Here is a 25,442-nt window from a genome sequence, read left to right on the forward strand (position 1 = left end):
GCTTGTCAACGGCCAATCTGCCTCGATCGAGATCCGATCTGGGCTTCGACATCATCAACTACAGCTTGCTGACCGTCATCCTCGTCATCGTCAGCTATCCGCTGCTCTTTGCCGTCAGCGCTTCGTTCAGCGATCCGATGAAGGTGCTCGCCGGGAAAATCACGCTGCTTCCCCAAGGCTTTCGCCTTGACGCCTATGCGAAGGTGCTGGAGCACGGGCAGCTCTGGCGCGGCTACCTGAACTCCATTGTGTACACGGTCATCGGCGTAACCGTCAACCTGATCATGACGACGCTGGCCGCTTATCCGCTGGCTCGCCGCGATCTGAAGGGACGCGGCCCGCTCATGCTGATCTTTGTGTTCACGATGTTCTTCAGCGGCGGGCTCGTGCCGACGTATCTCGTCGTCAAATCGCTGGCGCTCGACAACACGATGTGGGCGCTCATCCTGCCGACGGCGATCAATACGTACAACCTGATCGTGATGCGCACCTTTTTTCAATCGACGATTCCCGGCGAGCTGTACGAGGCGGCCCATGTGGACGGCTGCACCAACATCGGCATGCTCTATCGCATCGTATTGCCCTTGTCGATGCCGATTCTGGCCGTGATGTTTCTGTTTTATACGGTCGAGCACTGGAATTCGTACTTTAACGCCATGATTTACTTGTCCGACCGCGACAAGTTTACGCTGCAGCTTGTGCTGCGCGAAATTTTGATCCAATCGCAGACGGCCGGCATGATGTCCGCCGACGCCGGCGCGACGGAGCGGCTGCTGCAGTCCGAGACGATCAAATACGCGGTCATTATCGCGGCGAGTCTGCCGGTGTTCGTGCTGTACCCGTTCGTGCAGCGGTTTTTCGTCCAGGGCGTGATGATCGGCGCCGTCAAGGGCTAGGCCGAATAAGCCGAGAGGTCCGGCGGACTGCGGGCGAATGGAAGACGGGGATATCCGGAACGATTTCGTTCCTGATATGATAAATTGAAGGAGGTCATGCAAGATGAGTACATGGAAAAGGGCGCGCGACGCGTCGCTTGCGCTTGCGGTGGCAGCCGCGGCGTTAGCCGGCTGCAGCGGCGGCAAGTCGAACGAAGAAGGGGGAGCGGCGAACGCTTCGGGCAGCGCAAGCAAAGCCCCGGTTTCATCCGGGTTCCCGATTGTGGAGGAGCCGATTGCGTTAAAAGTATTTTCCCGGCTGGATCCGCAGCTTAAGCCTTACGAGGAAATGTACTTGTTCAAAGAAATGGAAGCGAAGACAAACATTCGCATACAGTGGGACTCGCCCGCCATTACGGCGGCCGGAGAGCGTCTGAACCTGCTCATGTCCTCGAACGATATGCCCGATGTCATTTTGAAGTCGAATGCCTCCAAGCAGCAAATCTCCAGCTTCGCGGCGCAGGGCCAGCTGCTGCCGCTGGACGAATATTTGGATTACGCGCCCAACGTCACAGCGATTCTGGACGCCAACCCGGAGGTGCGCCAAGCGATCACATCTCCGGATGGGCATATTTACTTCCTGCCGACGGTATACGATTACGACGCCCGCAACGTCGGCCGCTATCCGCTGATCAACGTCAAATGGCTGGACAAGCTGAAGCTGTCGGCTCCGACGACTTCGGACGAGCTGCTCGACGTGCTGCGCGCCTTCAAGAGCGGAGACCCGAACGGCAACGGCCAGCCGGACGAAATTCCGTACAATGCGCATACGATCGATATGGCGATGATCGGCATTCAGGGCATGTTCGGACTCGATCAGGACATTGTCGGCGGGGTCGGCTTCGGGGCGAACGTCGAGGACGGCAAGGTGAACCTGTGGGCCGACGACGACCGATTCCGCGACGCGCTGCACTATTTCAAGCAGCTCTACGACGAAGGTCTCGTAGATCCGGAAATTTTCACGCAGGATGACAAGCTGTACTTCGGCAAGCTGGCCGACGGCCGCATCGGCTACACCCCGCTCTACCAGCCGCGCAATGCGGGCGAATATGCGCAGGATTACGATGCGATTACGCCGATCAAAGGGCCTTCCGGCGACCAGCTGTGGCCGTTTCTGAACTTTAAGGCGTCGACCATCGCGTTCGTGATGACGAAAAACAACAAGTATCCGGAAGCGAGCATGCGGTGGGCGGACTATTTCTATACGGACGAAGGCGCAACGCTGATGTACTTGGGCAAGGAAGGGGAGACGTACGACAAGCAGGCGGACGGCACGATGGCGTACCGCAAAGAGATTCTCGAATCCTCGAACGGCTTCGAGAACGAGATGGGCAAGTGGACGATGTTCCCGGGCGGAGGCGAGCTGGGCTATTATCAGGAGAAGCATATCCGGCCGACGATGGAGGGTACGCCGATGTCGGGCTATATCGAGAAGGTGCGCGACTATCTGCCCGCGAATCGCTACAGCGAGCCGATGATGGACCCGGCCTTATCGGAACGGTACACGCAGATCATGAAGGACCTGGGCACCTATGTGAAAGAGATGCGCGCCAAGTTCGTGCTCGGCAACGAATCGTTCGACAAGTGGGACGAGTACGTGCGCCAGCTCGATCGGATCGGAATCAAGGAAGCGGAGCAGATCCTTACCGAGCAATTGGGGCTGGCGGGTCAATAAGATTGGGGAAAAAAACAAGGAACCGGCGCTGCCGCGTTCCTTGTTTTTCTATCGAGGGCTAGAGATTAGAGTCTAGAGAAGCCAAAAGAGCCCTCATACGCTCCGGAATTTCTCGGCGAAGCGCGCTCCAGGGGACGAAAATGTCGGGCGTCGTCCATTCGTGCGGCACGTAGTCGAAGCTTGGGCGGAAGGCAAAGGTGCGCAGATGGCGTTCGGACAGTTCGTCGTCGCGCTGGCCTCTCTTGAATTCTCCGCGGAACATGTCGGGCTCGAGCAGCCCTTCCTTGCCCGCCTCTTCCATGCAGCACGTTTCCACGTTCGGCAGCAGGCGGAATACTTCCTCCAACGGAGACATGGCGTGTTTGCCCGGCTGGGAGTACAGCTTGACGCGTCCGTCTTCCGTCACGTTGCTGCGGTCCCGCAGCAGGCCGACCAAATATCGGCCGTGGAAGCTGCCTTCGCAGCCGACGATCCGGTCGTCATGGCCGACGTAAATCCACACATGCTCCAGCTCGTACAGGTGCTGAATGTCGTAGTCCCAGTAAATGGCGTACTCGATGGCGAGGCGGACGCGCTGCGGATCGACCCCGACTGTGCGGTCGAACGACGGGGAAGGGGCGGTCGCTTCGAATACGGTGACGCCGACGCGAATCGGCTTGAACGGTTCCAGACGGTCCATGTACAAAATCGGCGCGACGCGCTGCACCGTGTCCCAGTGCGGGAAAAGCTCGGTTTGGCTCATTTTCCGAAACCTCCAGGCAAAATTCAGGATTGATTTGATTCGCACTTCTATGTATCATTACATTAAGCGCTTTACTTAATATTATACAGTACTAAACGAATTTATTAAAGCGTAGCCATTATAAGCGCTTAACTCGACAGATGGGGAGAGAATGCCATGAGTACGATCCGCTTGACGATGGCCCAGGCGCTCGTCAAATTTCTGGATCAGCAGTACGTCTCCGTGGACGGAGCAGAGACGAAGTTCGTTACCGGCATTATGGGCATATTCGGTCACGGCAACGTGACGGGCATCGGCGAGGCGCTGGAACGCAGCCCGGGCAGTCTGACGTACGTGCAGGGCAAGAACGAGCAGGGAATGGCGCATGCGGCCGCTGCATACGCGAGGCAGTCGCTGCGCAGGAAAATTTACGCCTGCACCTCTTCAATCGGGCCGGGCGCATTGAACATGGTGACCGCGGCGGGGACGGCGACGGTTAATCGTATTCCGCTGCTCTTGCTGCCCGGGGACAATTTCGCTTCCCGGCAGCCGGACCCTGTGCTGCAGCAATTGGAGGCGAGCCACGATTATACGGTCTCGGCGACGGACTGCTTTAAGCCGGTCAGCAAATACTGGGACCGGATCGTTCGTCCCGAGCAGTTGATGACCGCAGCGCTGAACGCCATGCGGGTGCTGACCGATCCGGCCGAGACCGGCACGGTGACGCTCGCACTGCCCCAGGACGTGCAGACGGAGGCGTACGATTACCCGCTCTCTTTCTTCGAGAAGCGCGTATACGAGCTGGAGCGGCAGCAGCCGGCCGCGAGCGCGCTGGCCAAAGCCGCCGAGCTCGTTCGTTCGAAGCGCCGGCCGCTGATCGTCGCCGGCGGGGGCGTGCAATATTCCGGCGCGACGGAGCAGCTGGCCGCGTTCGCCGAGAAATTCGGCATCCCGGTCGCGGAGACGCAGGCGGGCAAAGGCTCGCTGCCGTGGAGCCATCCGCTGTCCGTCGGCGGGATCGGCGTAACGGGCGGACTTGCCGCCAACAAGCTGGCCAAGGAAGCGGACCTGATCATCGGTATCGGAACCCGTTATTCCGATTTCACGACCGCGTCCAAGTCGGCCTTCGCCAATCCTGAGGCGAGCTTCCTGAACGTGAACGTCAATCGGATGGACGCCGTCAAGCTGGACGGCGCGGCGCTGATCGGGGACGCGAAGCTGGCGATCCGGCTGCTCGGCGAGGCGCTGGAGGAAACGGGCTACGCGGCCCAATATGCCGACGGAGAGCTGGCGCGGATCAGGGACGAGTGGAACGGCGAAATCGACCGGCTGTACGCGATCGAGCGGGAGGACGGTCTCGCCCAGACGAGGGCGCTCGGCGTCGTCAACGAGACGATCGGCGGCGAGGCCGTCATCGTCTGCGCGGCGGGCAGCTTGCCGGGAGATTTGCAGCGCCTGTGGCGCCCGGGCAGTTCGCGCGGCTACCATATGGAATACGGATTTTCGTGCATGGGGTACGAGGTGAGCGGCGCGTTCGGCGTCGCGCTGGCCGAGCCCAACCGCGACGTATACGCGCTCGTCGGCGACGGCAGCTATCTGATGCTGCATTCCGAGCTGGTGACTAGCCTGCAGGAAGGCCGCAAGCTGACGGTGCTGCTGTTCGACAACCACGGCTTCCAGTGCATTCACAATTTGCAGCGGGGCCACGGCAGCGACGGCTTCGGCAATGAATTCCGCTATCGCGAGCCGTCGACCGGCCGCTATACCGGCGCGCCGATGCCGATCGACTTCGCGGCCCACGCCCGCAGTCTGGGCGCCGCCGCTTACAAAGCCGGCTCCGCCGAGGAGCTTCGCGAGGCGCTGCGGCAGGCAAAGCAGGAGACGAGAACGACGCTGATCGAAATTTCCGTCCTGCCGGGCACGAATACGGACGGCTACGAATCCTGGTGGAACGTCGGCGTTCCGGAGGTGTCCGCAAGCCCGAAGGTCGTGCATGCGCACGAGGAAATGAACAAGCAAAAATCGCGGGCGAGAGCTTACTAGGAGGGTTTGGCGGATGGCTTCATTTCCTTTTCGCTTGGGCATTCATCCGATCAACTGGGTCGGAGAAGACGTAAAAGAGCACGGCGATGCGACGACTTACGAGCAAATTTTAGACGACATTCAGGCGCTCGGCTTGACCGGGACCGAGATGGGCCGCAAGTTCCCGACCGATATCGAATTGTTGAAAAAGGAACTGGCGCAGCGGAACATTCAGCTGGTCTCGCAGTGGAAATCGGTGCTGTTCTCCGATCCGGCTTACCGGGAGAGCGAGCTGGCGGCGTTCCGCGAGCATGCGAAGTTTCTGCAGGAGATGGGCAGCCGGGTGATCAGCACGTGCGAGGTCGGAGGCTCCTTGCATTTCGATCCGCGGCGCACGCCGAATGAGAGCGAGGTCATCCCGCTCGACGATGCCGGCTGGGCTTCGCTCGCCGAAGGGCTGAACGCCGCCGGACGCATCGCCCGGGAATACGGGCTTAAGCTGACGTATCACCATCACGGGGGCACGGCGATCGAGGGGCCGGAGGAGATCGACCGGCTGATGGCGGAGACGGACCCGGAGGCGGTGTTCCTGCTGTACGATACCGGCCATGCGCTGTACGGCGGGTCGGACCCGCTGGCGCTGCTGCGCAAGCATTACGACCGGATCGCTTACGTTCATTTGAAGGACGTGCGCGTATCAAGGCTGGAGCAGGCCAGGGCGGACAAAGTTGACTTTGTCACCTGCATCCGGCGCGGCGTGTTCACCGTTCCCGGAGACGGGAATATCGATTTTCGTCCGATTATCGGCGAACTGGTCGCCCGAGGCTATGACGGCTGGGCGCTGCTCGAGGGCGAGCAGGACCCGGCGGAGCACCCGGCGCGCGAGTATGCGGCCCGGGCAATTGCCTACTTGACCTCTTTGCTTCCGGCGAAGGAGGGCGAATGAGATGACGAGCGTTGTTTTTACCGAAGGCAGGAAGTTCGATTTGACGGCGATCGGCCGGCTGTGCATCGACTTGAACGCCAATGAGATCAACCGTCCGATGGAGCAGACGATGACGTTCACGAAATACGTGGGCGGCTCTCCCGCCAACATCGCGATCGGCGTCAGCCGCTTGGGGCGCAAGACGGCGTTTATCGGCAAAATTGCCGACGACCAGATGGGACGTTTCATTCGCGGCTACCTGGACAAGGAAGGCATCGAGACGCGAAACGTCGTGACCGATACGACGGGCGCGGTGACCGGGCTTGCTTTTACGGAGATCAAGAGCCCGACGGAATGCAGCATCCTGATGTACCGGGATAACGTCGCGGATTTGAAGCTCAGCCCTTCCGAGGTCGACGCGTCGCTGATCGCGGACAGCAAGGCGCTGCTTGTCTCGGGGACGGCGCTGGCGGCCAGCCCGTCGCGCGAGGCGGTGCTGCTCGCCGTCGATTATGCTCGCAGGCACGGCACGAAGGTTGTTTTCGATCTCGATTATCGTCCGTACACGTGGCAGTCGGAGGAAGAAACGGCGGCGTACTACAATCTGGTCGCGGAGAAGAGCGACATTATTGTAGGCACGCGCGAAGAGTTCGACTGCATGGAGAAGTTCGAGGCCAACCCGGGGCATGACGACCGGATTACCGCCTCCAAGTGGTTCGGCTATGCCGCCGGCATCGTCATTATCAAGCACGGCAAGGAAGGCTCGATCGCGTACAGCGTGGACGGGCAGGAGCATCGGGCGCGGTCGTTCCCGGCCAAGGTCATCAAGACGTTCGGCGCGGGCGACTCTTACGCCGCCGGATTCATTCACGGACTTATGTCGGGCTGGACGATCGGCAAAAGCATGGAATTCGGCAGCGCCGCGGCCAGCATTGTCATTTCGAGCCACAGCTGCTCGGACGCGATGCCGACCGCCGCGCAGGTGACGGACTATATCGAACGCTGCGGCCGCGGCGAGATTACGGCGGGCTGAGCGCGCAACTAACGGAAAAGAGGGAACACGATGACCGCAACGCTTAAAAATTGGATCGCAGGACAATGGGTGGAATCGGGTGCCACGAATTACGAAGAAGTATTCAATCCGGCAACGGAGGAGGTGCTGGCCCGCGTTCCGCTGTCCGGAGAAACGGATGTCGACGCGGCGGTGAGCGCCGCCAGGCAGGCATTCGCTACGTGGAGCCGGACGCCGGTGCCGCGCCGGGCGCGGATTTTGTTCAAGTACCAGCAGCTGCTCGTCGCGCATTGGGAGGAGCTGGCACGGCTCATTACGCAGGAGAACGGCAAAAGCTACGCCGAAGCGTACGGGGAAGTGCAGCGCGGCATCGAATGCGTCGAATTCGCCGCGGGCGCCCCGTCGCTGATGATGGGCAAGCAGCTTCCCGACATCGCGTCGAATCTGGAATCCGGCATGTACCGGTATCCGATCGGCGTCGTCGGCGGGATTACGCCGTTTAATTTTCCGATGATGGTCCCTTGCTGGATGTTCCCGCTGGCGATCGCCTGCGGCAACGCGTTCGTGCTGAAGCCGTCGGAGCGCACCCCGCTGCTGGCCAACCGGCTGGCAGAGCTGTTCCATGAAGCCGGCTTGCCGGCGGGCGTGCTGAACGTCGTTCACGGCGGACGCGACGTCGTTAATGGGCTGCTGGCGCATCCGGGCATTCAGGCGATTTCGTTCGTGGGCTCGCAGCCGGTCGCCGAATACGTCTACAAGACCGGCACGGCTCACGGCAAACGCGTCCAGGCGCTGGCCGGCGCTAAAAACCACTCGATCGTCCTGCCCGACGCCAACCTCGACCTGACGGTCAAGGAAATCATCAGCGCGGCGTTCGGCTCGGCGGGCGAGCGGTGCATGGCCTGCGCTGTCGTCATCGCCGTCGGCGGCATCGGCGACGAATTGGTGAAGCGGCTGACCGCGGCCGCCGACGCCCTTAAGATCGGCAACGGCTTGCAGGAAGGCACGTTCCTCGGTCCCGTCATACGCGCCTCCCACAAGGAGCGCACGCTCGGCTACATCGCTTCCGGCGAAGCGGAGGGCGGCGTGCTCGTGCGGGACGGACGCGGCGACGCCGCGGCGCAGGGCGACGGCTATTTTGTCGGACCGACGATTTTCGATCAGGTCGGCAGCGAGATGAAAATTTGGAAGGACGAAATTTTCGCTCCGGTACTGTCGGTGATGCGCGCGGATACGCTGGAGGAAGCGATCGGGATCGCCAACCGTTCGGAATTCGCCAACGGCGCTTGCCTGTTCACGGACAGCGGCAGCAGCGTGCGGCAGTTCCGCGAGACGATCGATGCGGGCATGCTCGGCATCAATCTGGGCGTTCCGGCGCCGATGGCGTTTTTCCCGTTCTCCGGCTGGAAGAAATCGTTTTACGGCGATCTCCACGCCAACGGCACGGACGGAGTCGAATTTTACACCCGCAAAAAAATGGTGACCGCCCGTTGGTAGGTCAGACGAGCCGCGACGCGGACAAGAAGGATGGCAGACGAACATGAAGAAGATCAGAATCGGCATCATCGGAGCGGGCAGAATCGGCAAAATCCATGCCGACAATCTCCTGAGACATCCGCAGGCGGAAATCGCGGCGATCGGCGACCTGTTCGCCGGCGACGAATTGAACGAATGGGCGAAGCAGCGAGGCATTCCCGTCGTTACGCGCAACAGCGACGACATTATCGGCGATCCGAGCATCGACGCCGTCTTCATCTGCTCCTCGACGGATACGCACGTACCGCTGATCAAGCAGGCCGCGGGTCAGGGCAAGCATATTTTCTGCGAGAAGCCGATCAGCATGGACATCCGGCAGACGGAGGAAGCGCTCGAAGCGGTCAAGCTGGCCGGAGTGAAGCTGCAGGTCGGCTTTAACCGCAGATTCGATCATAACTATCGGCGCGTTCGCGAGCATGTGAACGCGGGGGCGATCGGGGACGTGCAGCTCGTCAAAATCACCTCCCGCGATCCCGCGCCGCCGTCGGAGGAGTACATTGGCAGCTCGGGCGGCATGTTCATGGATATGATGATCCACGATTTCGACATGGCCCGCTATTTGTCCGGCCTTGAGGTGGAGGAAGTGTACGCCCAAGGCGGCGTGCTGATTGATCCGGTATTCGGCAAGCACGGCGACGTGGATACGGCGATCGTGACGCTGCGTTTTGCCGGAGGCGCCTTCGGGGTCATCGATTGCAGCCGCAAGGCGTCCTACGGGTACGACCAACGAGCCGAGGTGTTCGGCTCCAAAGGTTCCGCGGCGACGGCGAACGATCACCCGAATACGGCCGTGCTCAGCACGGAGCAGGGGGTTTGGAGCGACAAGCCGCTGTATTTCTTCCTGGAGCGCTACGAAGCGGCGTATCGCGACGAGATCGAACGGTTCGTCGATTGTCTCGTTCGGGGCGACGAGTTGCCGGTAGATGGCCGGGACGGAGCCGCTGCGGAAAAGATCGCGCTGGCCGCGAAGCTGTCCCTGCAGAGAAATCGGCCGGTGAAGCTGTCGGAGATCGAATAGGAGAAAGGTGGAGACGACGCGATGAGTCATCTGATCGTTAGCCCGGCCGTCCCGAGCGCGGGAGACCGGCCGGCGCTGTCCATTACGCCGGAATCGGCCGGCTGGGATTACGTGGGGTTCGAGACGCACCGGCTGCGGGCGGGAGAGAAGCTGGCCCGGCCTACCGGGGACAGCGAAGTCTGCCTTGTGCTGGTGGAAGGCAAAGCGCATGTGGCGACTTCCGCGCAGAGCTGGCGGGACGTCGGTCAGCGCATGAGCGTGTTCGAGCAAATCCCTCCCTATGCGGTCTATGTCCCGAACGACGACCGTTACGAGGTGGAGGCGATCACCGATCTGGAGCTGGCGGTCTGCCTGGCTCCGGGGCGGGGCAATCACGCCGCCCGCCTCATTACGCCCGAGGAGATCGGCGCAGAGGTGCGGGGCGAGGGCGCGACACAGCGGTTTATTCACAATATTTTGCCCGAGGGGCAGCCGGCCGACAGCCTGCTTGTCGTGGAAGTATTCACGCCGCAGGGGCACTGGTCCAGCTTCCCTCCGCACAAGCACGACCGCGACGCGCTGCCGGAGGAATCGCTCCTGGAGGAAACCTACTATTATCGGGTCCAGCCGGAGCAAGGCTTCGCGGTCCAGAGGGTGTACACGGACGACCGGTCGCTCGACGAGACGCTGGCGGTGAAGAACGGGGAAGCGGTGCTGGTGCCTAAAGGCTACCACCCCGTCTCCGCGCCTCCCGGCTACGACGTCTACTATCTGAACGTCATGGCCGGCCCCGTTCGCACGTGGAAGTTCTACAACGATCCGGATCACGCCTGGCTGGCTCAGCCCCGTAAGTAAGGCGTACAAGAGGATCGAGGAAAAAGAAGAAGCATCTATCTCCTGGAGACTGCAAGTAGGCCGCCAGGCTTGCAATAAGCGGGAAATCGTCGGATAATGACCGGGAAGGGGGCGTTTTCGTCAACCCTGATCGAAATTTCCATAAACGAGGTTGACTATGAAAGCGACTACGATCTATGACGTCGCCAAGGAGGCCGGCGTGTCCATCGCGACCGTCTCCAACGCGATCAACGGCAAAGGAAACGTCAGCAAGAAGAAGCGCGACGAAATTTTCAAGGTGATGGAGCGGCTGCAGTATCAGCCCAGCGTGATCGCCTCGGCCCTGATGGGCAAAAAAACGTACACGCTCGGGCTGCTGATTCCCGACGTCTCCAACCCCTTTTTCTCCGAGATCGCCCGTTCCGTCGAGGATTTGGCGCATTCGGCCGGATACAGCGTGATTGTGTGCAGCACCGACAACAAGGACGAGCGCGTGGACAAATATTTGCGCCTGCTCGAGCAGAAAAGCGTGGACGGCATTCTGATCGGAACCGGGACGGAAAACGGAGAGACGCTGACGCAGCTGGCGCAGAAGTCGATTCCGATCGTGATGATCGCCCGGGAAGCGGCGGGCGTGTCCGCCCACAGCGTCCTGACCGATGACTTCAAGGGCGGCGGGCTGGCCGCCGAGCATCTGCTGGCGCTCGGTCATTCCCGGATGGCGATTCTGGCGGAGAAGCTTGAGGTGAGCAGCAGCGTCGAACGGGTGAGGGGCTTTCGCTTCGCGTTGTTCGAGGCGGGCACAGAGCTGGGCAGCGACAGTATCGTCTCCTGCGATTCCAGCATCAAGGCCGGCAAGAAGGCGGCCGCCGCCTTGCTCGCGCGGGAGGAGCGCCCGTCGGCGATCTTCTGCTGCAACGACCTGCTCGCGATCGGGGCGTTGCAGGCGGCCAAGGAAGCGGGAGTGAAGGTGCCGGAACAGCTGTCGATCATCGGCTTCGACGACACGATTCTGTCGACGGTCACGAATCCCGCGCTGACGACGATCGCCCAGCCGATGGACCAGATGGTCAAGCTGGCGTTCGGCCTGCTCGTCGACGGGCAGGAGAACGGCGCGCCCGACGCTTCCATCCGTCAGCGGATCGTCATGCCGCCAAGCCTTATCGTCAGGGAGTCGACGGGCAAGCTCGCAAGCGGCTAACGTCGACTTTCGGCCTGCGGGCCGCCGTGCTCGCGGAGAGGTAAAGCGCTTCGCGAGCACGGCCCCCGGGCACCCGGATTTCACCTCCCGCAGCACCGTCAAGAGCTTCCGAACAACGGACGGAGGTTTATTTCTCCATGGCGGAATTCAGTCTGAAAACCCGCGAAAAATAGCGTTTTTTTTCGCCAAAAATGGTCTTGCATTCCAAGGACGCCCCATGTATGATACTAATCAAACGCTTACATTAAGCGCTTACAAAAAACTTCAAAAGACGAAGACAGCGAAGTGAAACAAAAGCGCGGCGATTTGATTGTTTTTTACACAACTATTAAACCGGTTTAACAAAGAAAGATTAGGCTATTAAGGTCGGGCACGAACCCGAGCGCGAACGCGCGAACATGAATTAAACCGGTTTAATACCCGAGGGGGTGGCCTTGGCGGCCGACGCGGCCGTTATGCAAGGAACTGAACTGCCGAATTCATTCATGGAGGGGTTACCTTGAAAAGAAGTCGTTCTTTATTGGTTCTGCTCTTAAGCACGGTCGTTCTGGCGGCGGGCTGCACGAGCAACAATTCGGCTCAGCCGAGCGAAACGAAGAAAGCGGTGGAGACGGCGGAGACGAATCCGACTCCCGTACTCGTCGAAGGCACGGACGGCTTGAAGGAGGCGCCGATGCTGGCGGATCTCGTGGCGGGCGGCAAGCTGCCTCCGGTCGAAGAGCGCATGCCGGTTACGGCCGACATCATGATCGAGCCGGTCGTCGAGGAAGTCGGGCAGTACGGCGGCGATTGGAATATGGCGTGGACCGGCCCGGGCGACAAGTGGGGCGTCGGGATGATTACGGAGGAGGCGCTCTTCCGCTTCAACAAGGAAGGGAACAAAGTCGAGCCGAACGTGGCCAAGGGCTTCGAGGTCAACGACGATTCCACCGTGTTCACGATCCATCTGCGCGAAGGGATGAGATGGTCGGATGGCGAGCCGTTCACGGCCGACGACGTGCTGTTCTACTGGGAGCACATGCTGACGAAGGAAACGTTCGGCAAGAAGATCTACGACGCGTATTACTCCGTGGATCCGGTCAGCGGCGAGAAGGCGCTGGCCGAGGTGAAGAAGGTCGACGATTATACGTTTACCGTGACGCACAAGTATCCGAGCGTGCAGTTCCTGGAACGCGTCGCGATCGACAACAAATGGTTTTTCGCTCCGGCTCACTTCCAAAAGACGATTCTGCCGGAATTCGTGGGCGACGACAAGACGCTTGAAATTACGAAGCAATGGGGCTACGAGGATCCGAAGCAATTCCTCGTCGAAACCGGCTACTACTACTGGCTCTATCCGCAAATTCCGACGCTGCGGCCGTGGGTCGCCAAGACGGACGCGAACAGCGACCAGTTCATTATGGAGCGCAACCCGTATTATTGGAAAACGGACGAAGCCGGGCAGCAGCTTCCGTACATGGACCGCATCGTCGAGAACAAAATCCAGGACCCGAGCCAGAAGCTGCTCGGCACGCTGTCGGGCGAGTACAACTTCGGCACGTTCGACGCCGGCGACTTCACGGTGCTGAAGGAGAACGAGAAGAAGGGCAGCTTCCGCGTCATTCCGTGGACGCAGCCGACGTGGTCGAGCAACGGCATTCAGCTGAACCAGACGACGAAGGACCCGAACCTGCGCAAGCTGTTCCAGGACATTCGTTTCCGCGAAGCGATCTCCATCGGGGTCAACCGCATGGAGGTGTCCGACATCGTCACGAACGGTCTGGCCGACCCGATCCAGGCTTCGGTGCCGGAAGGCGTCGTCGGCTACCAGGAAGGCTGGGCGCAGCAGTGGGCCGAATTCGATCCGGATCGCGCCAACCAGCTGCTGGACGAGATCGGCCTGACGAAGCGGGACAAAAACAACTTCCGCATGTTCGAGGACGGCTCCGACCTGACGCTGACCGTCTACGAATCCGATCCGAACAAAAACGCGTTCCTCGAGCTGCTCAAGAAATATTTTGAGGACCTCGGTCTGAAAACGAACATCAAGCTCGTGGACAATGGCGCGCTCTTCGATCTGAAATACGCGAACGAGGTTCCGATCCATACGGAGAACATTTCCGTCGCCAGCGTGGCGCTTCGTCCGGATACGCTCGTGCCTCTGCGCATCATTACGCCATGGTTCGGCCATTACGGCCTGTATTCGCAGTCGGGCGGCACGGAAGGCGTGAAGCCGGAAGGCGACGTGGCCGAGATTCTGAACATCTGGAACAAAATCAAGGCCAGCAAGAGCATCGACGAGATCAACGAGCTCGCCAACGAAATTTACAAGATTCATATGAAAAATCAATGGGTGATCGGTTACTCCGGCCCGACTCCAACGCTGCTGGTAGCCGCGAACACCATGCACAACATCCCGGGCGACCTCGTCTGGGTGGACGAATACCGGACGCTGGGACACGCTCATCCGGCCCAGTTCTTCATCAAATAACGAAGAGCTTGTCGACATCGCAAGCGGCGGCGGGGAACGCGAGTTCCCCGCTGCCGTATTCCCGCGGTTCCAAGCAGCAAGGGAGAGGATGGGGTACGGATGCTGCAATATTCCATTAAACGAATTCTGATGGCGATCCCTGTCGTCGTGTTCATCTCCTTCATCGTCTTCAATATCATCCAGCTTCCTCCCGGCGACTACGTGTCCAGCTATTCGGCGCAGATGACCGCCGCGGGCGAGGTGATGACCCAGGAGGACATGGATCAGATGAGGGCGAACCTGGGGCTGGACCGGCCGGTCTACGAGCAATACGCGATCTGGATCAAGAAAATCGTGCTGCACGGCGACTTCGGCTTCTCCTTCAACTATAACAAGCCGGTGCTGGACGTCGTGAAGCAGTATATGGGGCTTACCCTGGTCGTCTCGCTGGTCACGATGGCGTTCCAATACCTGGTGGCGATTCCGATCGGCATCTACACCGCGGTTAAGCAGTATTCCGCCGGGGATTATTTTTTTTCGGGCATCAGCTTCCTGGGGATGGCGACGCCCAACTTCCTGCTGGCGATCATTCTGATGTACTTGTCGTACACGTGGTTCGGAGATCCTCTGCTCGGCCTGTTCTCCAACGAGTACGTTAACGCGCCCTGGTCGATGGACAAACTGATGGACCTGCTCAAGCATCTCGTCATTCCGGTCATCGTCATCGGACTGGCCAGCACGGCGGACCTGATCCGCGTCATGAGAGGCCAGATGCTCGACGAGCTGAACAAGCCGAACGTCGTCACGGCAAGGTCCAAAGGACTGTCCGAGACGAAAATTCTGTTCAAGTATCCGACGCGGGCCGCGCTTAATCCGATCGTCAGCACGTTCGGCTGGTCGCTGTCCTCGATTTTCACGGGCTCGACGATTACCGCGATTGTCTTGAACCTGCCGATCCAGGGTCCGGTCATGTATAAGGCGCTGCTCGGCCAAGACATGTATCTGGCCGGCTCGTGGCTGCTGTTCATGGCGCTGCTGACCGTTCTGGGAACGCTGATCTCGGACATTCTGCTGGCCTGGCTCGATCCAAAAATCCGCACAGAGTTCAGAGGTAACTAGCCGATGAGAACAATACCGGTATTCAGGAGAACAAGAACGGAGACGGCTAAGCCGCCCGCGGCCAAGGATATTCAATACAGCTCGCAGTGGCGTCTGATCTACCTCAAGTTCAAGAGGCACAAGCTGGCGCGAATCAGCATGTACGCGCTGGGCCTCCTGTACCTCGTCGCGTTGTTCGCCCAGTTCATCGCGCCGTACGGCCTGCAGAGCTACGACAGCAAATACGTGAACGCGTCGCCGATGTCGCTGCGCTTCGTCGATTCGGAGGGCAAGTTCCACCTGCAGCCGTTCGTCTACGAACTGAAGTCGGCGCGCGATCCGGAGACGATGCGCAAAATTTTCGTCGCCGACACGGAGAAGCGGTACTCGCTGCGATTTTTCGTCAAAGGCGAGGAGTACAAGTTCCTCGGCTTGATCCCGACGACGAGGCATCTGTTCGGCGTCGAAGAGCCGGGCCGTCTGTTCCTGCTCGGTACGGACGCCATGGGCCGGGATTTGTTTTCCCGAGTCGTGCTCGGCAGCCAAATCTCGCTCAGCATCCCGCTGGTCGGGGTCGGCATCAGCTTTGTGCTGGGGCTCATTATCGGCGGCATATCCGGCTATTTCGGAGGCTGGATCGATTCGATCATTCAACGGATTATCGAGATTATCCGCTCGTTCCCGACGCTGCCGCTCTGGATGGCCTTGTCCGCCGCCATTCCGCCGCGGATTCCGATCGTTACGATGTATTTGTATATCGTCATTATTTTCGCTTTTATCGGCTGGACCGATCTGGCCCGTGTCGTGCGCGGGAAATTTATCTCGCTCAAGAACGAAGATTACGTCGTCGCCGCGAAGATCGCCGGGGTAGGCAACACGAAGATTATCGTCAAGCATCTGCTGCCGGGCTTTCTCAGCTACTTGGTCGTGGCCACGACGCTCGCGATTCCGAACATGATTCTCGGGGAGACGGCAATGAGCTTCCTCGGGCTTGGCATACGCTCGCCCGCGACGAGCTGGGGCGTGCTGCTGCAGGAGGCGCAGAAGATCGAGAACGTCGCTTTGTATCCGTGGAAGCTCATTCCGCTGGGCTTCGTCATTCTTACGGTGCTGGCGTACAACTTCCTGGGCGACGGACTGAGGGATGCCGCCGACCCGTACAAAAAATAACCGATTCCGGGGCAAGCGAGGGGATAGCATGACGACGCAAACGCAAGCGGCGCAAGCCGCGCAGACGGACAAGGACGGCCAACCGCTGCTGTCCGTGCAGGATCTGAAAATCCGCATCCAGATGGACAACGGGGTCATGCACGCGGTGGACGGCGTGGATTTCGCGATCAAGCGGGGCCAGACGCTGGGGCTCGTCGGGGAATCCGGCTGCGGCAAAAGCTTGACGAGCCGCGCGATTATCGGCATCAATCCGAAGGAATGCGAGACGACGGGGAAAGTCGTGTACGACGATGAATCCGACTCCAATCTGGACCTGCTGGCGCTCGATCCGAAGGGCAAGCGCATCCGCTCGATCCGCGGACGCAAGATCGCGATGATCTTCCAGGAGCCGATGACCGCGTTCTCGCCAATGTATACGATCGGCAATCAGATTATGGAAGCGATCCGGACGCATCGCACGAAGAACAAGAAGGAAGCGAAGAAGATCGCGCTGGAAATGCTGGGCAAGGTCGGTATCTCGGATCAGGAGAAACGCTTCGACCAGTACCCGCACGAATTTTCCGGCGGGATGCGCCAGCGGGCGATGATCTCGATGGCGCTGTCGTGCAATCCCGAGCTGCTGATCGCCGACGAGCCGACGACGGCGCTCGACGTCACGATTCAGGCGCAGGTGCTGGAGCTGATGCAGTCGCTGCAGCGCGAATTCGGCATGGCGATTCTGCTCGTGACGCACGACCTGGGCATTATCGCCGAGATGTGCGACGAGGTGGCGGTCATGTATTTGGGCAAAATCGTCGAGCAGGCGCCGGTGAAGGAGCTGTTCTACAACCCGAAGCATCCGTACACGAAAGGCTTGATGAAGTCGATGCCGCGGCTGGGCGGAGAGAAGAGCGTCCGGCTCGAATCGATCGAGGGCTCGGTTCCGATGCCGATCGATATGCCGCCGATGTGCGGCTTCTACGACCGCTGCAAGGACCGGATCGAAGGCGTGTGCAACGCCAAGGCCGTACCGAAAACCTATATCTCCGATCAGCATACGGTCAGGTGTTTCCTGTACGCGGATCGGCCGGAAGGAGAGCTGTCATGACCCCATCCATTCTCGACGTCGTCCGCCTGGGCAAAAGCTTCGAGGTGAAGTCCAGGAAGTCGCTGTGGGCCAAGCCGACCCGGGTGCAGGTGCTGCACGAGATTTCGTTCCGGCTGTACGAGGGCGAGACGCTGAGCATCGTCGGCGAGTCCGGCTGCGGCAAAACAACGCTCGGACGCTGCATCGTAAGAGGAATGCCGGCCTCCTCCGGCGAAGTGAATTATCATGCCGAGGGCGGCGAAACGATCGATTACTTGAAGCTGAAGGGCGACAGCGCGAAAAAATACCGCAAAGACATTCAGATGATTTTCCAGGACCCGTATTCCTCCCTGAGCCCGAGGATGAGCGTATACGACATTATCGCCGAGCCGCTGATCGCCAACTTCAAACTGAAAAAATCGGAAATCGAGGACAAGGTGACGGAAATCGCCGGCAAGACCGGACTTAACGTCAGCTATTTGCAGCGGTATCCGCATGCCTTCTCCGGAGGGCAGAGACAGCGCATCGCCATCGCCCGCGCGCTCATCATGCAGCCGCGGATGATCGTCTGCGACGAGGCGGTGTCCGCTCTGGACGTCTCGATCCAGGCGCAGATCATCAACCTGCTCAAGGATTTGCAGGAGCAGTACCGGATCACGTATATTTTCATCTCGCACGACCTGTCCATCGTTCAGAACATTTCCGACCGGGTAGCGGTCATGCACCTGGGGCGAATCGTCGAGCTGGCCTCGGCCGAGTCGATGTTCGCGCAGCCGAAGCATCCGTACACGGAAGCGCTGATGTCGGCCGTGCCGCAGCCCGATCCCGAGCGGAAGAAGGACCGGATCATCCTGGAAGGGGAAGTGCCGAATCCGGCGAACCCGCCGAGCGGCTGCCATTTCCATCCGAGATGCGCGTATCGAACGGACAAGTGCGCGCGGGAGGCGCCCGAGCTTCGCGAAGTCGGAGACGGGCATTACGCGGCGTGCCACTACGCCGAGGAACTGAATTTGAGAGGGGTACGACATGAGGAAGCCAGACAAGCATGACGCGGAGCAAAAAAAATTGATTGTTTTCATGGATTGCGGGGATACGATTATCGACGAAGGAACGGAGATTCGGGACGAGGAAGGGACCGTTATCAGCGGCCATGTCATTCCCGGAGCGGACGTGGCGGTCAAGACGCTGGCGGAGCGCGGATACCGGCTGGCGATCGTCGCCGACGGCACCGCGCAATCGTTCAAAAACCTGCTGACCGCAAACGGTCTCTACGACTGCTTCGAAACGCTGATTTATTCGGAGCCGATCAAAGCGGTCAAACCGAGCCCGCGCATGTTCAAGGCGGCGATCGGGGCGATGGACCTGACCGAGGAGGATCGCTCGCGAATCATTATGGTTGGCAACAATTTGAGCAGGGACGTCAAGGGCGCGAACCGGATGGGCATCACCAGCGTCTTCCTGAGCTGGACGTCGAGGTATCCGAAGGAGCCGGCCGACGAATGGGAAGTGCCGAATTATACGATCGCAAATCCGCTGGAGCTGATCGAGCTCGTGGAATCGCTGAACGAACGAATTGCCGATGCGGGTTGAGGGGATGTAAGAGGAACGATGGCCAAGATCGACGATGTCGCCCGCCGGGCGGGCGTGTCCAAAGGAACGGTCTCCAACGTGTTCAGCCAGAAGAGGCCGACCAGCAAGAAGGTGACGGAAAGAGTGCTGAAGGCGTCCCGGGAGTTGAACTACGTGCCGAATCATATCGCGCGCAGCCTGGTCACGAAACAGACGATGGCGATCGGCCTGACGCTGCCCCACGGCAATTTTTTCTTCAGCTCCTTCCACACCCAGTTTATTAACGGGGTCGTCCTGGAAGCGTCCGCCTTGGGATACCGGGTGCTGCTGGACACGATCTCGGCCAAAGAGGTCAAGACGCCGACGCTCGCCAGCTATCCGATCGACGGGGCGATCGTGCTCGGTCCGACGGAGGAGGACGAGCGGATACGGATGCTGCATCGTAGCCGGATTCCTTTCGTCACGGTCGGCAAAATCGCGAACGCGGACGTCTCCGATACGCTGACGGTCAACAACGACAACGAGCGGATTATTCGTGACATCGTGGATTATTTGACCGGATTGGGCCATCGCGAGATTTTGTTTCTGAATGCCGGCAAGCGCATGACGGTCGCCGCCGAACGCACGGAAGCGTTCGTGGATGCGCTCGCCGAGCGGGGGATCGAGACGCTGCCGCATATGATCCGTTACAAGCCGCCGATCGATTCGGACGAATATATGAAGTACGGTTATGACGAAACCGCGCACGCCCTTGGCAGCCTTGACAGGAAGGTGACGGCGATTATCGCGGACGACGACCGCACCGCGCTCAGCGCGATGAACGCGATCAAGGACGCGGGGCTGAGCGTGCCGGAGGATATTTCGATGTTCGTCATTTGCGGCGATCAGTCGATGATGCACCAGACGACGCCGGCTTTGACGGGGATGGATCTGCAGCCCTCGGAATTGGGGGTCCGGGCGGTCCGGCTGCTGATGCACCGGCTGGGCGTTCTGAAGGGCGAGTACGAACGCGACTGGATCGTCGACAGCTCGATCATCGTTCGCCATTCGTGCTCCCCGCTCTGAGCCGCGGCCGTAGAAAGGACAAGTTGAAATGGAACAAATAGGGGAATGGGTGTCCGCTTTCTTCCGGGATTACGAGCTGTATTTTCGCATTCTGATCAGCGCCGTGCTCGGACTGCTCATCGGCTTCGATAGAACGCATAAAAACAAGCCGGCAGGGGTCAAGACGTTTACGTTCGTGACGGCGGCGTGCGCTTTGATTACCATCGTGTCGATCGAAAGCGTGGAGATGTACAGCCATCTGCACGAGCGGACGATGATGGACCCGATGCGGCTTACCGCCCAGATTGTGACGGGGCTGGGCTTCCTCGGCGCGGGCCTGATCATGAAATCGGGCTTTGAGGTGAAGGGGTTGACGTCCGCGGCCATGATTTTGTTCGCCGGCGGCGTGGGCATCGGCATCGGTGCGGGCTTCTACGGGATCGTGCTGTTCACGATCGCGACGCTGTTCGTGCTCGTCCGGATCGGCGGCTGGATCGAGAAGCGGGAGCACGATAAGTCGCAGGCCAAATCCCAGGCCAAAGCGTCCGCCCGATTGCAAGGCAAATCGAAAATCGACCTGCCGGATTAGGACGAGTATGCAAACTCGCTCAGGGGCATCTTTCACCGCTTTTTCGCCCCCTGCTTCGCCCCTTTGACGTACCCCCGGTACGCCTTCCCAAAAGTTCCTTGCATGAAACGAAAATTCAGCCAAATCTGCTATCCTCGGAGGATGCAGACACGCCCTAAGGGAGCTGCCAAGCTCCTTTTATTTTTTTCCGTCTGGACGACCGGGATCATGAGGTGTATCATCGAAACGTATGTTTTAGCAGCCAAGAAGGAGCAGACTATGCTACACCAATTAAAAACGACATGGTTTTCCAACGTGAGGGCGGACGTATTGGCGGGAATCACGACGGTGCTGGCGCTTATTCCGGATTCGCTGGCGTTCGCGTTTATTGCCGGCGTCAACCCGATGATCAGCATCTATTCCACCATTTGCATTCTTGTTCTCATTTCGATTTTCGGCGGCCGTCCGGCGATGGTTTCGTCCACGGCGGGCTCCATGGCCGTGCTGATGACGGCGCTCGTGGCCCGGCACGGCGTGGAGTACCTGTTCGCGGCCACCATTTTGACGGGGGTTATTCAGCTCGCGATGGGCGCGCTGAAGATGGGACGATGGATGAGCTTCGTTCCCCATTCCGTCATTACCGGCTTTATCAATTCGCTGGCGATTCTGATTTTCATCTCCCAGCTGCGATATTTTAACGGGCAATCCTGGCCGATGTACGCGATGGTCGCGGCGACGCTGGCCGTCATCTACTTGTTCCCCAAGCTGACGAAAGCCGTGCCGTCCCCGCTCGTCGCCGTCGGCGTGATGACGATCGTCGTCTTTGCCGGACAACTGGGACTGAGCACGGTAGGCGACGTGGCGACGATCGAGCCGACGATTCCGTTCCTGCATCTCCCGAACATTCCTTTTACGTGGGAGACGTTGTGGATTTTGCTGCCGACCGCGTTTTCGCTGGCGGTTGTCGGCTACTCGGAGACGCTGCTGACGCAGACGATCATCGACGAGATGACCGAGGAGAAGACGAGCAAGGACAAGGAGCTGAAAGGCCAGGGCATCGCCAACACGGTGACGGGCTTCTTCGGAGGCATGGCCGGCTGCGCGCTGATCGCGGAATCGGCGATCAACGTCAAGGTCGGCGGGCGCGGCCGTCTGTCCACGCTTGTCGCGGCGTTGGCGCTGCTGGCGCTCGTATTCGCGCTGCGCGACGTGCTGAACGCGATTCCGATTGCCGCGCTGGTCGGCGTTATGTTTATGGTGTGCATCGAGGTTTTCGATTGGGGCTATTTGCGCGATATCAGGCGCAAGCCGTTTGCCCATACATTTATTATGGTCGTCACGGTTGCCATCGTCGTCGTTACCCACGACCTGGCGATCGGCGTCATCGTCGGCGTGCTGCTAAGCGCGCTTCTCTATGCGTACCGCTCGGCGACCAAGCTGGACATCCGCGACGAATTGGACGGCGACGAACGGATCTATCGCGTGAGGGGCCAGCTGTTTTTCGTATCCAGCGACAAGCTGATGGACCGGATCGATTTTAACGACGGGATGCCGAATGTGTGCCTGGATTTGACCGCCAGCCAGGTGTGGGATCACTCCGCGGCGAAAACGCTGGAGAAAATTGTCGTTCGGCTGGAAGGCAAGGGGAAAAAGGTGCGGGTGCTGCGGCAAGATTCCGGCACCCGTGCGGAATCGGCCTAGCCGGAGCGGAGCCGCGGGCTGCATGGAATAAATGATCGGAGAGCGGGATAGCCATGAGTAGATCCGGGAGTTTGCAGCGGGTATGGATGGCAATGGCGATGCTGATCATTAGCCCGCTTCTGTTTGCGGCCGCGGCGCATGCGGGCATGTCTGAGAGCGGAACCGGGGCGGCGAGAGTGATATGGGACTCCTATTATTACGGAGACGTTCCGGATGGACGAAGCCCCGGCGAGTGGCGGCCGTTTGCGGCGATCGACTCCGATCGCGCGGGGGCGCAATCGGGCAAGGAGCTGTGGCTGAAGGCGAAGCTGCCTTACCTTGGCGGCTCTGCCAACCAACTGCTGGTTTATTCTTACGTCGTCAAACCTTATCAGATCACCTTGCTGATGGATGGCCAACCGCTTTTCTCATCGAACAGCTCCCTGCCTCCGGGATTTATTTCGTGGAAGATGGTCGCGTACGAGGCCGGAGCAAGCGATAAGGTTTTGCTGGCGCGCATTTCTCCGCACCGCAATTTGGATAAAGGCTTTGAGGTATGGGCGGGAAGTTCGTCCGAACTGTCCCTTAAGCTGCTGCGGACGGAGGCGCCGATATGGGCCGGGGCGATCGTGCTGGCACTGCTGTGCGCGATCTCGTTTATTTTCTATTTATTGAATCGCAGTCAGATGTTATTCGTTTATTTTGCCGTATTTTTCGCCAGTATTGCGATCGATTTGGCCGTTCTGTGGGGGAGCTGGCAATACGCTTTACCTCCGGCGTCGCTCATGACTTGGGGATCCCTAATCCACTTGAATTGGTATATCGGTCATGCCAGCGGAATTCTGGTTACGCATACGATCGTCGCCGCCAAAGGAAGCAAGTGGATACGGAATACGGGTTACGCGGTTATGCTTTACGGAATTGCCGCGATTGCGGGATGGCTGGCGTTCGGGGAGCGGGCGCAGCTGCTGTTTTATCAGCTTTTCTACGATTATCTATCGCCGGGGCTGCTGCTGATTCTAATCGTCGTGTTGATCCGTGCGCTTAGGCGGCGCAGGGATGCGGAGATCCGAATATTCGCGGTCGGCAACGTGCTGTTTGTGGGCGGGCTTGCGCTCGGTCGCGCGCTGAGCGGGCAGTTGGGGTTGTTCCCGTCGAAGCAAACGCTGCTGACCTCGCATCAGGCGTTCGCCCAAATCGGCTGGACCTTTATCGGCTTCGGCGGAGCGCTGTGCTGTCTCGGGATCCTTATTATGATGCGCCTGCTGCACATGACCCGGCTCCGTTCCACGAATGCGGCGCTCCAGAAGGTCAACGGAGAACTGCAGAATGCCAACGAGAAGCTGTCCCGCATCGACGATATTCGCAGCAACATGTACTCCGAGGTGAGTCATGAGTTAAATACGCCGATCACGGCGATCAAAGGGTATGTCCAGCTTATGCTGAACGGCACGATCCCGCCCGGAGAACCTCGCTATCTGCAGGTGATTCACGATAAAACGGTCGTGATGGAGAGAATGGTCGACGATATGCTGGAAATCGCCAGACTGGAAAACAAGCATATTAAATTCGACTTCGAGCTGCTTCCCTTTTCCGATTTCTTCGAACGCCTGTGCGCGAAGGTGCAGCTGGATATGCTGGAGCAGGGGTTTGTTTTCCAATGGACGTCTCTTCCGGACCGGGCGGAGCGCGCGGGCCGAATCGCGGCGATATACGCCGATCGCATGCGCGTGGAGCAGGTCGTAATCAACGTGCTGTCGAACGCCCGGAAGTTTACGCCGCCCGGCGGCGTTATCCGGATGGAGGCGACGATTGACGATGCGGAACCGATGCGGGAGAAATTAGTCATTCGGATCAGCGACAGCGGCGGCGGAATCGGCAAGGAGGAGCGGGAGCATATTTTCGAGCGATATTACCGGGGGCGGTCGGCCAAAACCGGCGAGGCCGCGGGAACCGGGCTGGGACTGACGATCTGTCGGGAGATCATGAGCGCGCACGACGGGGAGATCGGGCTTGAAAGCTCGTCCGAGCGCGGGAGTACGTTTTATATCTGGTTTCCGCTGCGATTGACGGATGGGCGGGAGCGGGAGGAGACTGAAGAGACTGGGTAAGGGCAGTCTCTTTTTTTGTACGACAAAAATATACATCGGATCGAATCTCTTAATCTACTCTTAAACTAACGAGACTACGCTATATATGATCAGGGAGAGGACGGTGCTGGGCATGTCGGACACGCACGTTATGATCGTTGAAGACGAACGCGATATTCGCGAGCTGCTCCGCTTATGCGTGGAGAGCTGCGGCTATCGCGTGACGACCGCCGGAAGCGTCGGAGAAGCGCGTGAACTGCTCGATCGGGAAATGCCGGATCTGGCTTTGCTGGACATTAATCTCCCCGATGGAGACGGGATGGAACTGTGCGGCGATATCCGGCTCCGCTCGGATATTCCCGTTATTCTGGTCACCTGCCGCAAGGAAGGCGGCGACATCGTGGCCGGGCTCGAAGGAGGCGCGAACGATTATATCGTGAAGCCCTTCGACGTCGAGGTTGTAAAGGCTCGCGTTCGGACGCAGCTGCGCAGTTACGCCTATTGGAAGCAGTCGAACGACAAGAACGGCTTGCGCAACCGGGAGCTGGCAATCGATTTGCAGGGCTGCGACGTCACGGTCGGGGGGAAGGCGGTCGGATTATCCGCCAAAGAACGTCAGCTGCTGCTTTTTCTGGCGAATCATCCTAACCAGGTATTCAGCGCAAGCTTGCTGTACGACCGCATCTGGGGGCTGGACGGGACGGGCGAGGAAAACACGGTGAGCGTTCATATTCGTTATTTGCGCAAGAAACTGGAAAGCAACCCTTCCGAGCCCAAGTATATTCAAACGGTTCGCGGCTTCGGGTACAAGTTCTGCTGGACGGAAGATTAACATCGCTGGAGGCTACGA

The 25,442-nt window shown here is 59.5% G+C and carries 21 protein-coding genes; 20 read left to right on the plus strand and 1 reads right to left on the minus strand.

Annotation, left to right across the window (positions count from 1 at the left end; translation table 11 throughout):
* The first annotated feature begins 2 nt into the window (after window positions 1–2).
* Window positions 3–896 (plus strand): carbohydrate ABC transporter permease, encoded by an 894-nt coding sequence (locus tag ACFFT4_RS28965; RefSeq protein ID WP_378052602.1) that lies wholly within the window; start codon window positions 3–5, stop codon window positions 894–896.
* A 103-nt stretch (window positions 897–999) separates the two neighbouring features.
* Window positions 1,000–2,610, plus strand: a complete 1,611-nt coding sequence (locus ACFFT4_RS28970; protein WP_378052603.1) for an extracellular solute-binding protein — start codon at window positions 1,000–1,002, stop codon at window positions 2,608–2,610.
* A gap of 58 nt (window positions 2,611–2,668) precedes the next feature.
* Here ACFFT4_RS28970 and ACFFT4_RS28975 read toward each other — a convergent pair whose 3' ends face one another.
* Entirely contained in the window at window positions 2,669–3,352 is a 684-nt protein-coding gene (locus tag ACFFT4_RS28975) for a hypothetical protein (RefSeq protein ID WP_378052604.1), read from the minus strand.
* 156 nt (window positions 3,353–3,508) lie between these two features.
* Between ACFFT4_RS28975 and iolD the strand changes: the two genes are divergently transcribed.
* From iolD to ACFFT4_RS29065, 18 genes are all read left to right on the plus strand, one after another.
* Window positions 3,509–5,374, plus strand: coding sequence for a 3D-(3,5/4)-trihydroxycyclohexane-1,2-dione acylhydrolase (decyclizing) (iolD, locus tag ACFFT4_RS28980; protein WP_378052605.1), 1,866 nt, complete (start codon window positions 3,509–3,511; stop codon window positions 5,372–5,374).
* Between the two features lie 13 nt (window positions 5,375–5,387).
* Window positions 5,388–6,299 (plus strand): myo-inosose-2 dehydratase, encoded by a 912-nt coding sequence (iolE, locus tag ACFFT4_RS28985; protein WP_378052607.1) that lies wholly within the window; start codon window positions 5,388–5,390, stop codon window positions 6,297–6,299.
* Window position 6,300: 1 nt separating this feature from the next.
* Entirely contained in the window at window positions 6,301–7,311 is a 1,011-nt protein-coding gene (iolC, locus tag ACFFT4_RS28990) for a 5-dehydro-2-deoxygluconokinase (RefSeq protein WP_378052608.1), read from the plus strand.
* Between the two features lie 30 nt (window positions 7,312–7,341).
* The gene (locus tag ACFFT4_RS28995) at window positions 7,342–8,787 is read left to right on the plus strand and encodes a CoA-acylating methylmalonate-semialdehyde dehydrogenase (protein WP_378052609.1); all 1,446 of its coding nucleotides are present in this window, start codon (window positions 7,342–7,344) and stop codon (window positions 8,785–8,787) included.
* Window positions 8,788–8,830: 43 nt separating this feature from the next.
* Complete coding sequence (gene iolG, locus ACFFT4_RS29000; RefSeq protein WP_378052610.1) at window positions 8,831–9,844, plus strand: inositol 2-dehydrogenase; 1,014 nt, start codon at window positions 8,831–8,833, stop codon at window positions 9,842–9,844.
* A gap of 21 nt (window positions 9,845–9,865) precedes the next feature.
* On the plus strand, window positions 9,866–10,678 hold the full coding sequence (gene iolB / locus ACFFT4_RS29005; RefSeq protein WP_378052611.1) for a 5-deoxy-glucuronate isomerase: 813 nt from the start codon (window positions 9,866–9,868) through the stop codon (window positions 10,676–10,678).
* A gap of 157 nt (window positions 10,679–10,835) precedes the next feature.
* Window positions 10,836–11,858: a LacI family DNA-binding transcriptional regulator gene (locus ACFFT4_RS29010; protein WP_378052612.1), complete on the plus strand. Its 1,023-nt coding sequence runs from the start codon at window positions 10,836–10,838 to the stop codon at window positions 11,856–11,858.
* A 499-nt stretch (window positions 11,859–12,357) separates the two neighbouring features.
* On the plus strand, window positions 12,358–14,328 hold the full coding sequence (locus ACFFT4_RS29015) for an ABC transporter substrate-binding protein (RefSeq protein ID WP_378052614.1): 1,971 nt from the start codon (window positions 12,358–12,360) through the stop codon (window positions 14,326–14,328).
* A gap of 99 nt (window positions 14,329–14,427) precedes the next feature.
* Complete coding sequence (locus tag ACFFT4_RS29020) at window positions 14,428–15,426, plus strand: ABC transporter permease (protein WP_378052616.1); 999 nt, start codon at window positions 14,428–14,430, stop codon at window positions 15,424–15,426.
* A gap of 3 nt (window positions 15,427–15,429) precedes the next feature.
* Window positions 15,430–16,575, plus strand: a complete 1,146-nt coding sequence (locus ACFFT4_RS29025) for an ABC transporter permease (protein WP_378052618.1) — start codon at window positions 15,430–15,432, stop codon at window positions 16,573–16,575.
* A 28-nt stretch (window positions 16,576–16,603) separates the two neighbouring features.
* The gene (locus tag ACFFT4_RS29030) at window positions 16,604–17,662 is read left to right on the plus strand and encodes an ABC transporter ATP-binding protein (protein ID WP_378052620.1); all 1,059 of its coding nucleotides are present in this window, start codon (window positions 16,604–16,606) and stop codon (window positions 17,660–17,662) included.
* Window positions 17,659–18,690, plus strand: coding sequence for an ABC transporter ATP-binding protein (locus tag ACFFT4_RS29035; protein ID WP_378052621.1), 1,032 nt, complete (start codon window positions 17,659–17,661; stop codon window positions 18,688–18,690). Before ACFFT4_RS29030 ends, ACFFT4_RS29035 begins: the two co-directional genes overlap by 4 nt.
* On the plus strand, window positions 18,668–19,231 hold the full coding sequence (locus tag ACFFT4_RS29040) for an HAD family hydrolase (RefSeq protein ID WP_378052623.1): 564 nt from the start codon (window positions 18,668–18,670) through the stop codon (window positions 19,229–19,231). Before ACFFT4_RS29035 ends, ACFFT4_RS29040 begins: the two co-directional genes overlap by 23 nt.
* 18 nt (window positions 19,232–19,249) lie before the next feature.
* Window positions 19,250–20,275 (plus strand): LacI family DNA-binding transcriptional regulator, encoded by a 1,026-nt coding sequence (locus ACFFT4_RS29045; protein WP_378052624.1) that lies wholly within the window; start codon window positions 19,250–19,252, stop codon window positions 20,273–20,275.
* A 28-nt stretch (window positions 20,276–20,303) separates the two neighbouring features.
* Window positions 20,304–20,843, plus strand: coding sequence for an MgtC/SapB family protein (locus ACFFT4_RS29050; RefSeq protein WP_378052626.1), 540 nt, complete (start codon window positions 20,304–20,306; stop codon window positions 20,841–20,843).
* Between the two features lie 258 nt (window positions 20,844–21,101).
* Window positions 21,102–22,523 (plus strand): SulP family inorganic anion transporter, encoded by a 1,422-nt coding sequence (locus tag ACFFT4_RS29055; protein ID WP_378052628.1) that lies wholly within the window; start codon window positions 21,102–21,104, stop codon window positions 22,521–22,523.
* A 53-nt stretch (window positions 22,524–22,576) separates the two neighbouring features.
* Entirely contained in the window at window positions 22,577–24,613 is a 2,037-nt protein-coding gene (locus ACFFT4_RS29060; RefSeq protein WP_378052629.1) for a sensor histidine kinase, read from the plus strand.
* An 85-nt stretch (window positions 24,614–24,698) separates the two neighbouring features.
* Entirely contained in the window at window positions 24,699–25,424 is a 726-nt protein-coding gene (locus ACFFT4_RS29065) for a response regulator transcription factor (RefSeq protein WP_378052630.1), read from the plus strand.
* Window positions 25,425–25,442 lie beyond the last annotated feature (18 nt).

This window comes from Cohnella cellulosilytica (genome assembly GCF_042431195.1).
In the GTDB taxonomy this organism is placed as follows: domain Bacteria; phylum Bacillota; class Bacilli; order Paenibacillales; family Paenibacillaceae; genus Cohnella; species Cohnella cellulosilytica.

Excerpts from the sequence above, each read along its gene's own strand:
- iolB (WP_378052611.1), top strand. The coding sequence starts at position 9,866 with ATGAGTCATCTGATCGTTAGCCCGGCCGTCCCGAGCGCGGGAGACCGG.
- ACFFT4_RS28995 (WP_378052609.1), top strand. The coding sequence starts at position 7,342 with ATGACCGCAACGCTTAAAAATTGGATCGCAGGACAATGGGTGGAATCG.
- ACFFT4_RS29045 (WP_378052624.1), top strand. The coding sequence starts at position 19,250 with ATGGCCAAGATCGACGATGTCGCCCGCCGGGCGGGCGTGTCCAAAGGA.
- ACFFT4_RS28975 (WP_378052604.1), bottom strand. The coding sequence starts at position 3,352 with ATGAGCCAAACCGAGCTTTTCCCGCACTGGGACACGGTGCAGCGCGTC.
- ACFFT4_RS29020 (WP_378052616.1), top strand. The coding sequence starts at position 14,428 with ATGCTGCAATATTCCATTAAACGAATTCTGATGGCGATCCCTGTCGTC.
- iolC (WP_378052608.1), top strand. The coding sequence starts at position 6,301 with ATGACGAGCGTTGTTTTTACCGAAGGCAGGAAGTTCGATTTGACGGCG.
- ACFFT4_RS29050 (WP_378052626.1), top strand. The coding sequence starts at position 20,304 with ATGGAACAAATAGGGGAATGGGTGTCCGCTTTCTTCCGGGATTACGAG.
- ACFFT4_RS29055 (WP_378052628.1), top strand. The coding sequence starts at position 21,102 with ATGCTACACCAATTAAAAACGACATGGTTTTCCAACGTGAGGGCGGAC.
- ACFFT4_RS29030 (WP_378052620.1), top strand. The coding sequence starts at position 16,604 with ATGACGACGCAAACGCAAGCGGCGCAAGCCGCGCAGACGGACAAGGAC.
- iolD (WP_378052605.1), top strand. The coding sequence starts at position 3,509 with ATGAGTACGATCCGCTTGACGATGGCCCAGGCGCTCGTCAAATTTCTG.
- ACFFT4_RS29040 (WP_378052623.1), top strand. The coding sequence starts at position 18,668 with ATGAGGAAGCCAGACAAGCATGACGCGGAGCAAAAAAAATTGATTGTT.
- iolG (WP_378052610.1), top strand. The coding sequence starts at position 8,831 with ATGAAGAAGATCAGAATCGGCATCATCGGAGCGGGCAGAATCGGCAAA.
- ACFFT4_RS29060 (WP_378052629.1), top strand. The coding sequence starts at position 22,577 with ATGAGTAGATCCGGGAGTTTGCAGCGGGTATGGATGGCAATGGCGATG.
- ACFFT4_RS29065 (WP_378052630.1), top strand. The coding sequence starts at position 24,699 with ATGATCAGGGAGAGGACGGTGCTGGGCATGTCGGACACGCACGTTATG.
- ACFFT4_RS29035 (WP_378052621.1), top strand. The coding sequence starts at position 17,659 with ATGACCCCATCCATTCTCGACGTCGTCCGCCTGGGCAAAAGCTTCGAG.
- ACFFT4_RS29010 (WP_378052612.1), top strand. The coding sequence starts at position 10,836 with ATGAAAGCGACTACGATCTATGACGTCGCCAAGGAGGCCGGCGTGTCC.
- ACFFT4_RS29025 (WP_378052618.1), top strand. The coding sequence starts at position 15,430 with ATGAGAACAATACCGGTATTCAGGAGAACAAGAACGGAGACGGCTAAG.
- iolE (WP_378052607.1), top strand. The coding sequence starts at position 5,388 with ATGGCTTCATTTCCTTTTCGCTTGGGCATTCATCCGATCAACTGGGTC.
- ACFFT4_RS28970 (WP_378052603.1), top strand. The coding sequence starts at position 1,000 with ATGAGTACATGGAAAAGGGCGCGCGACGCGTCGCTTGCGCTTGCGGTG.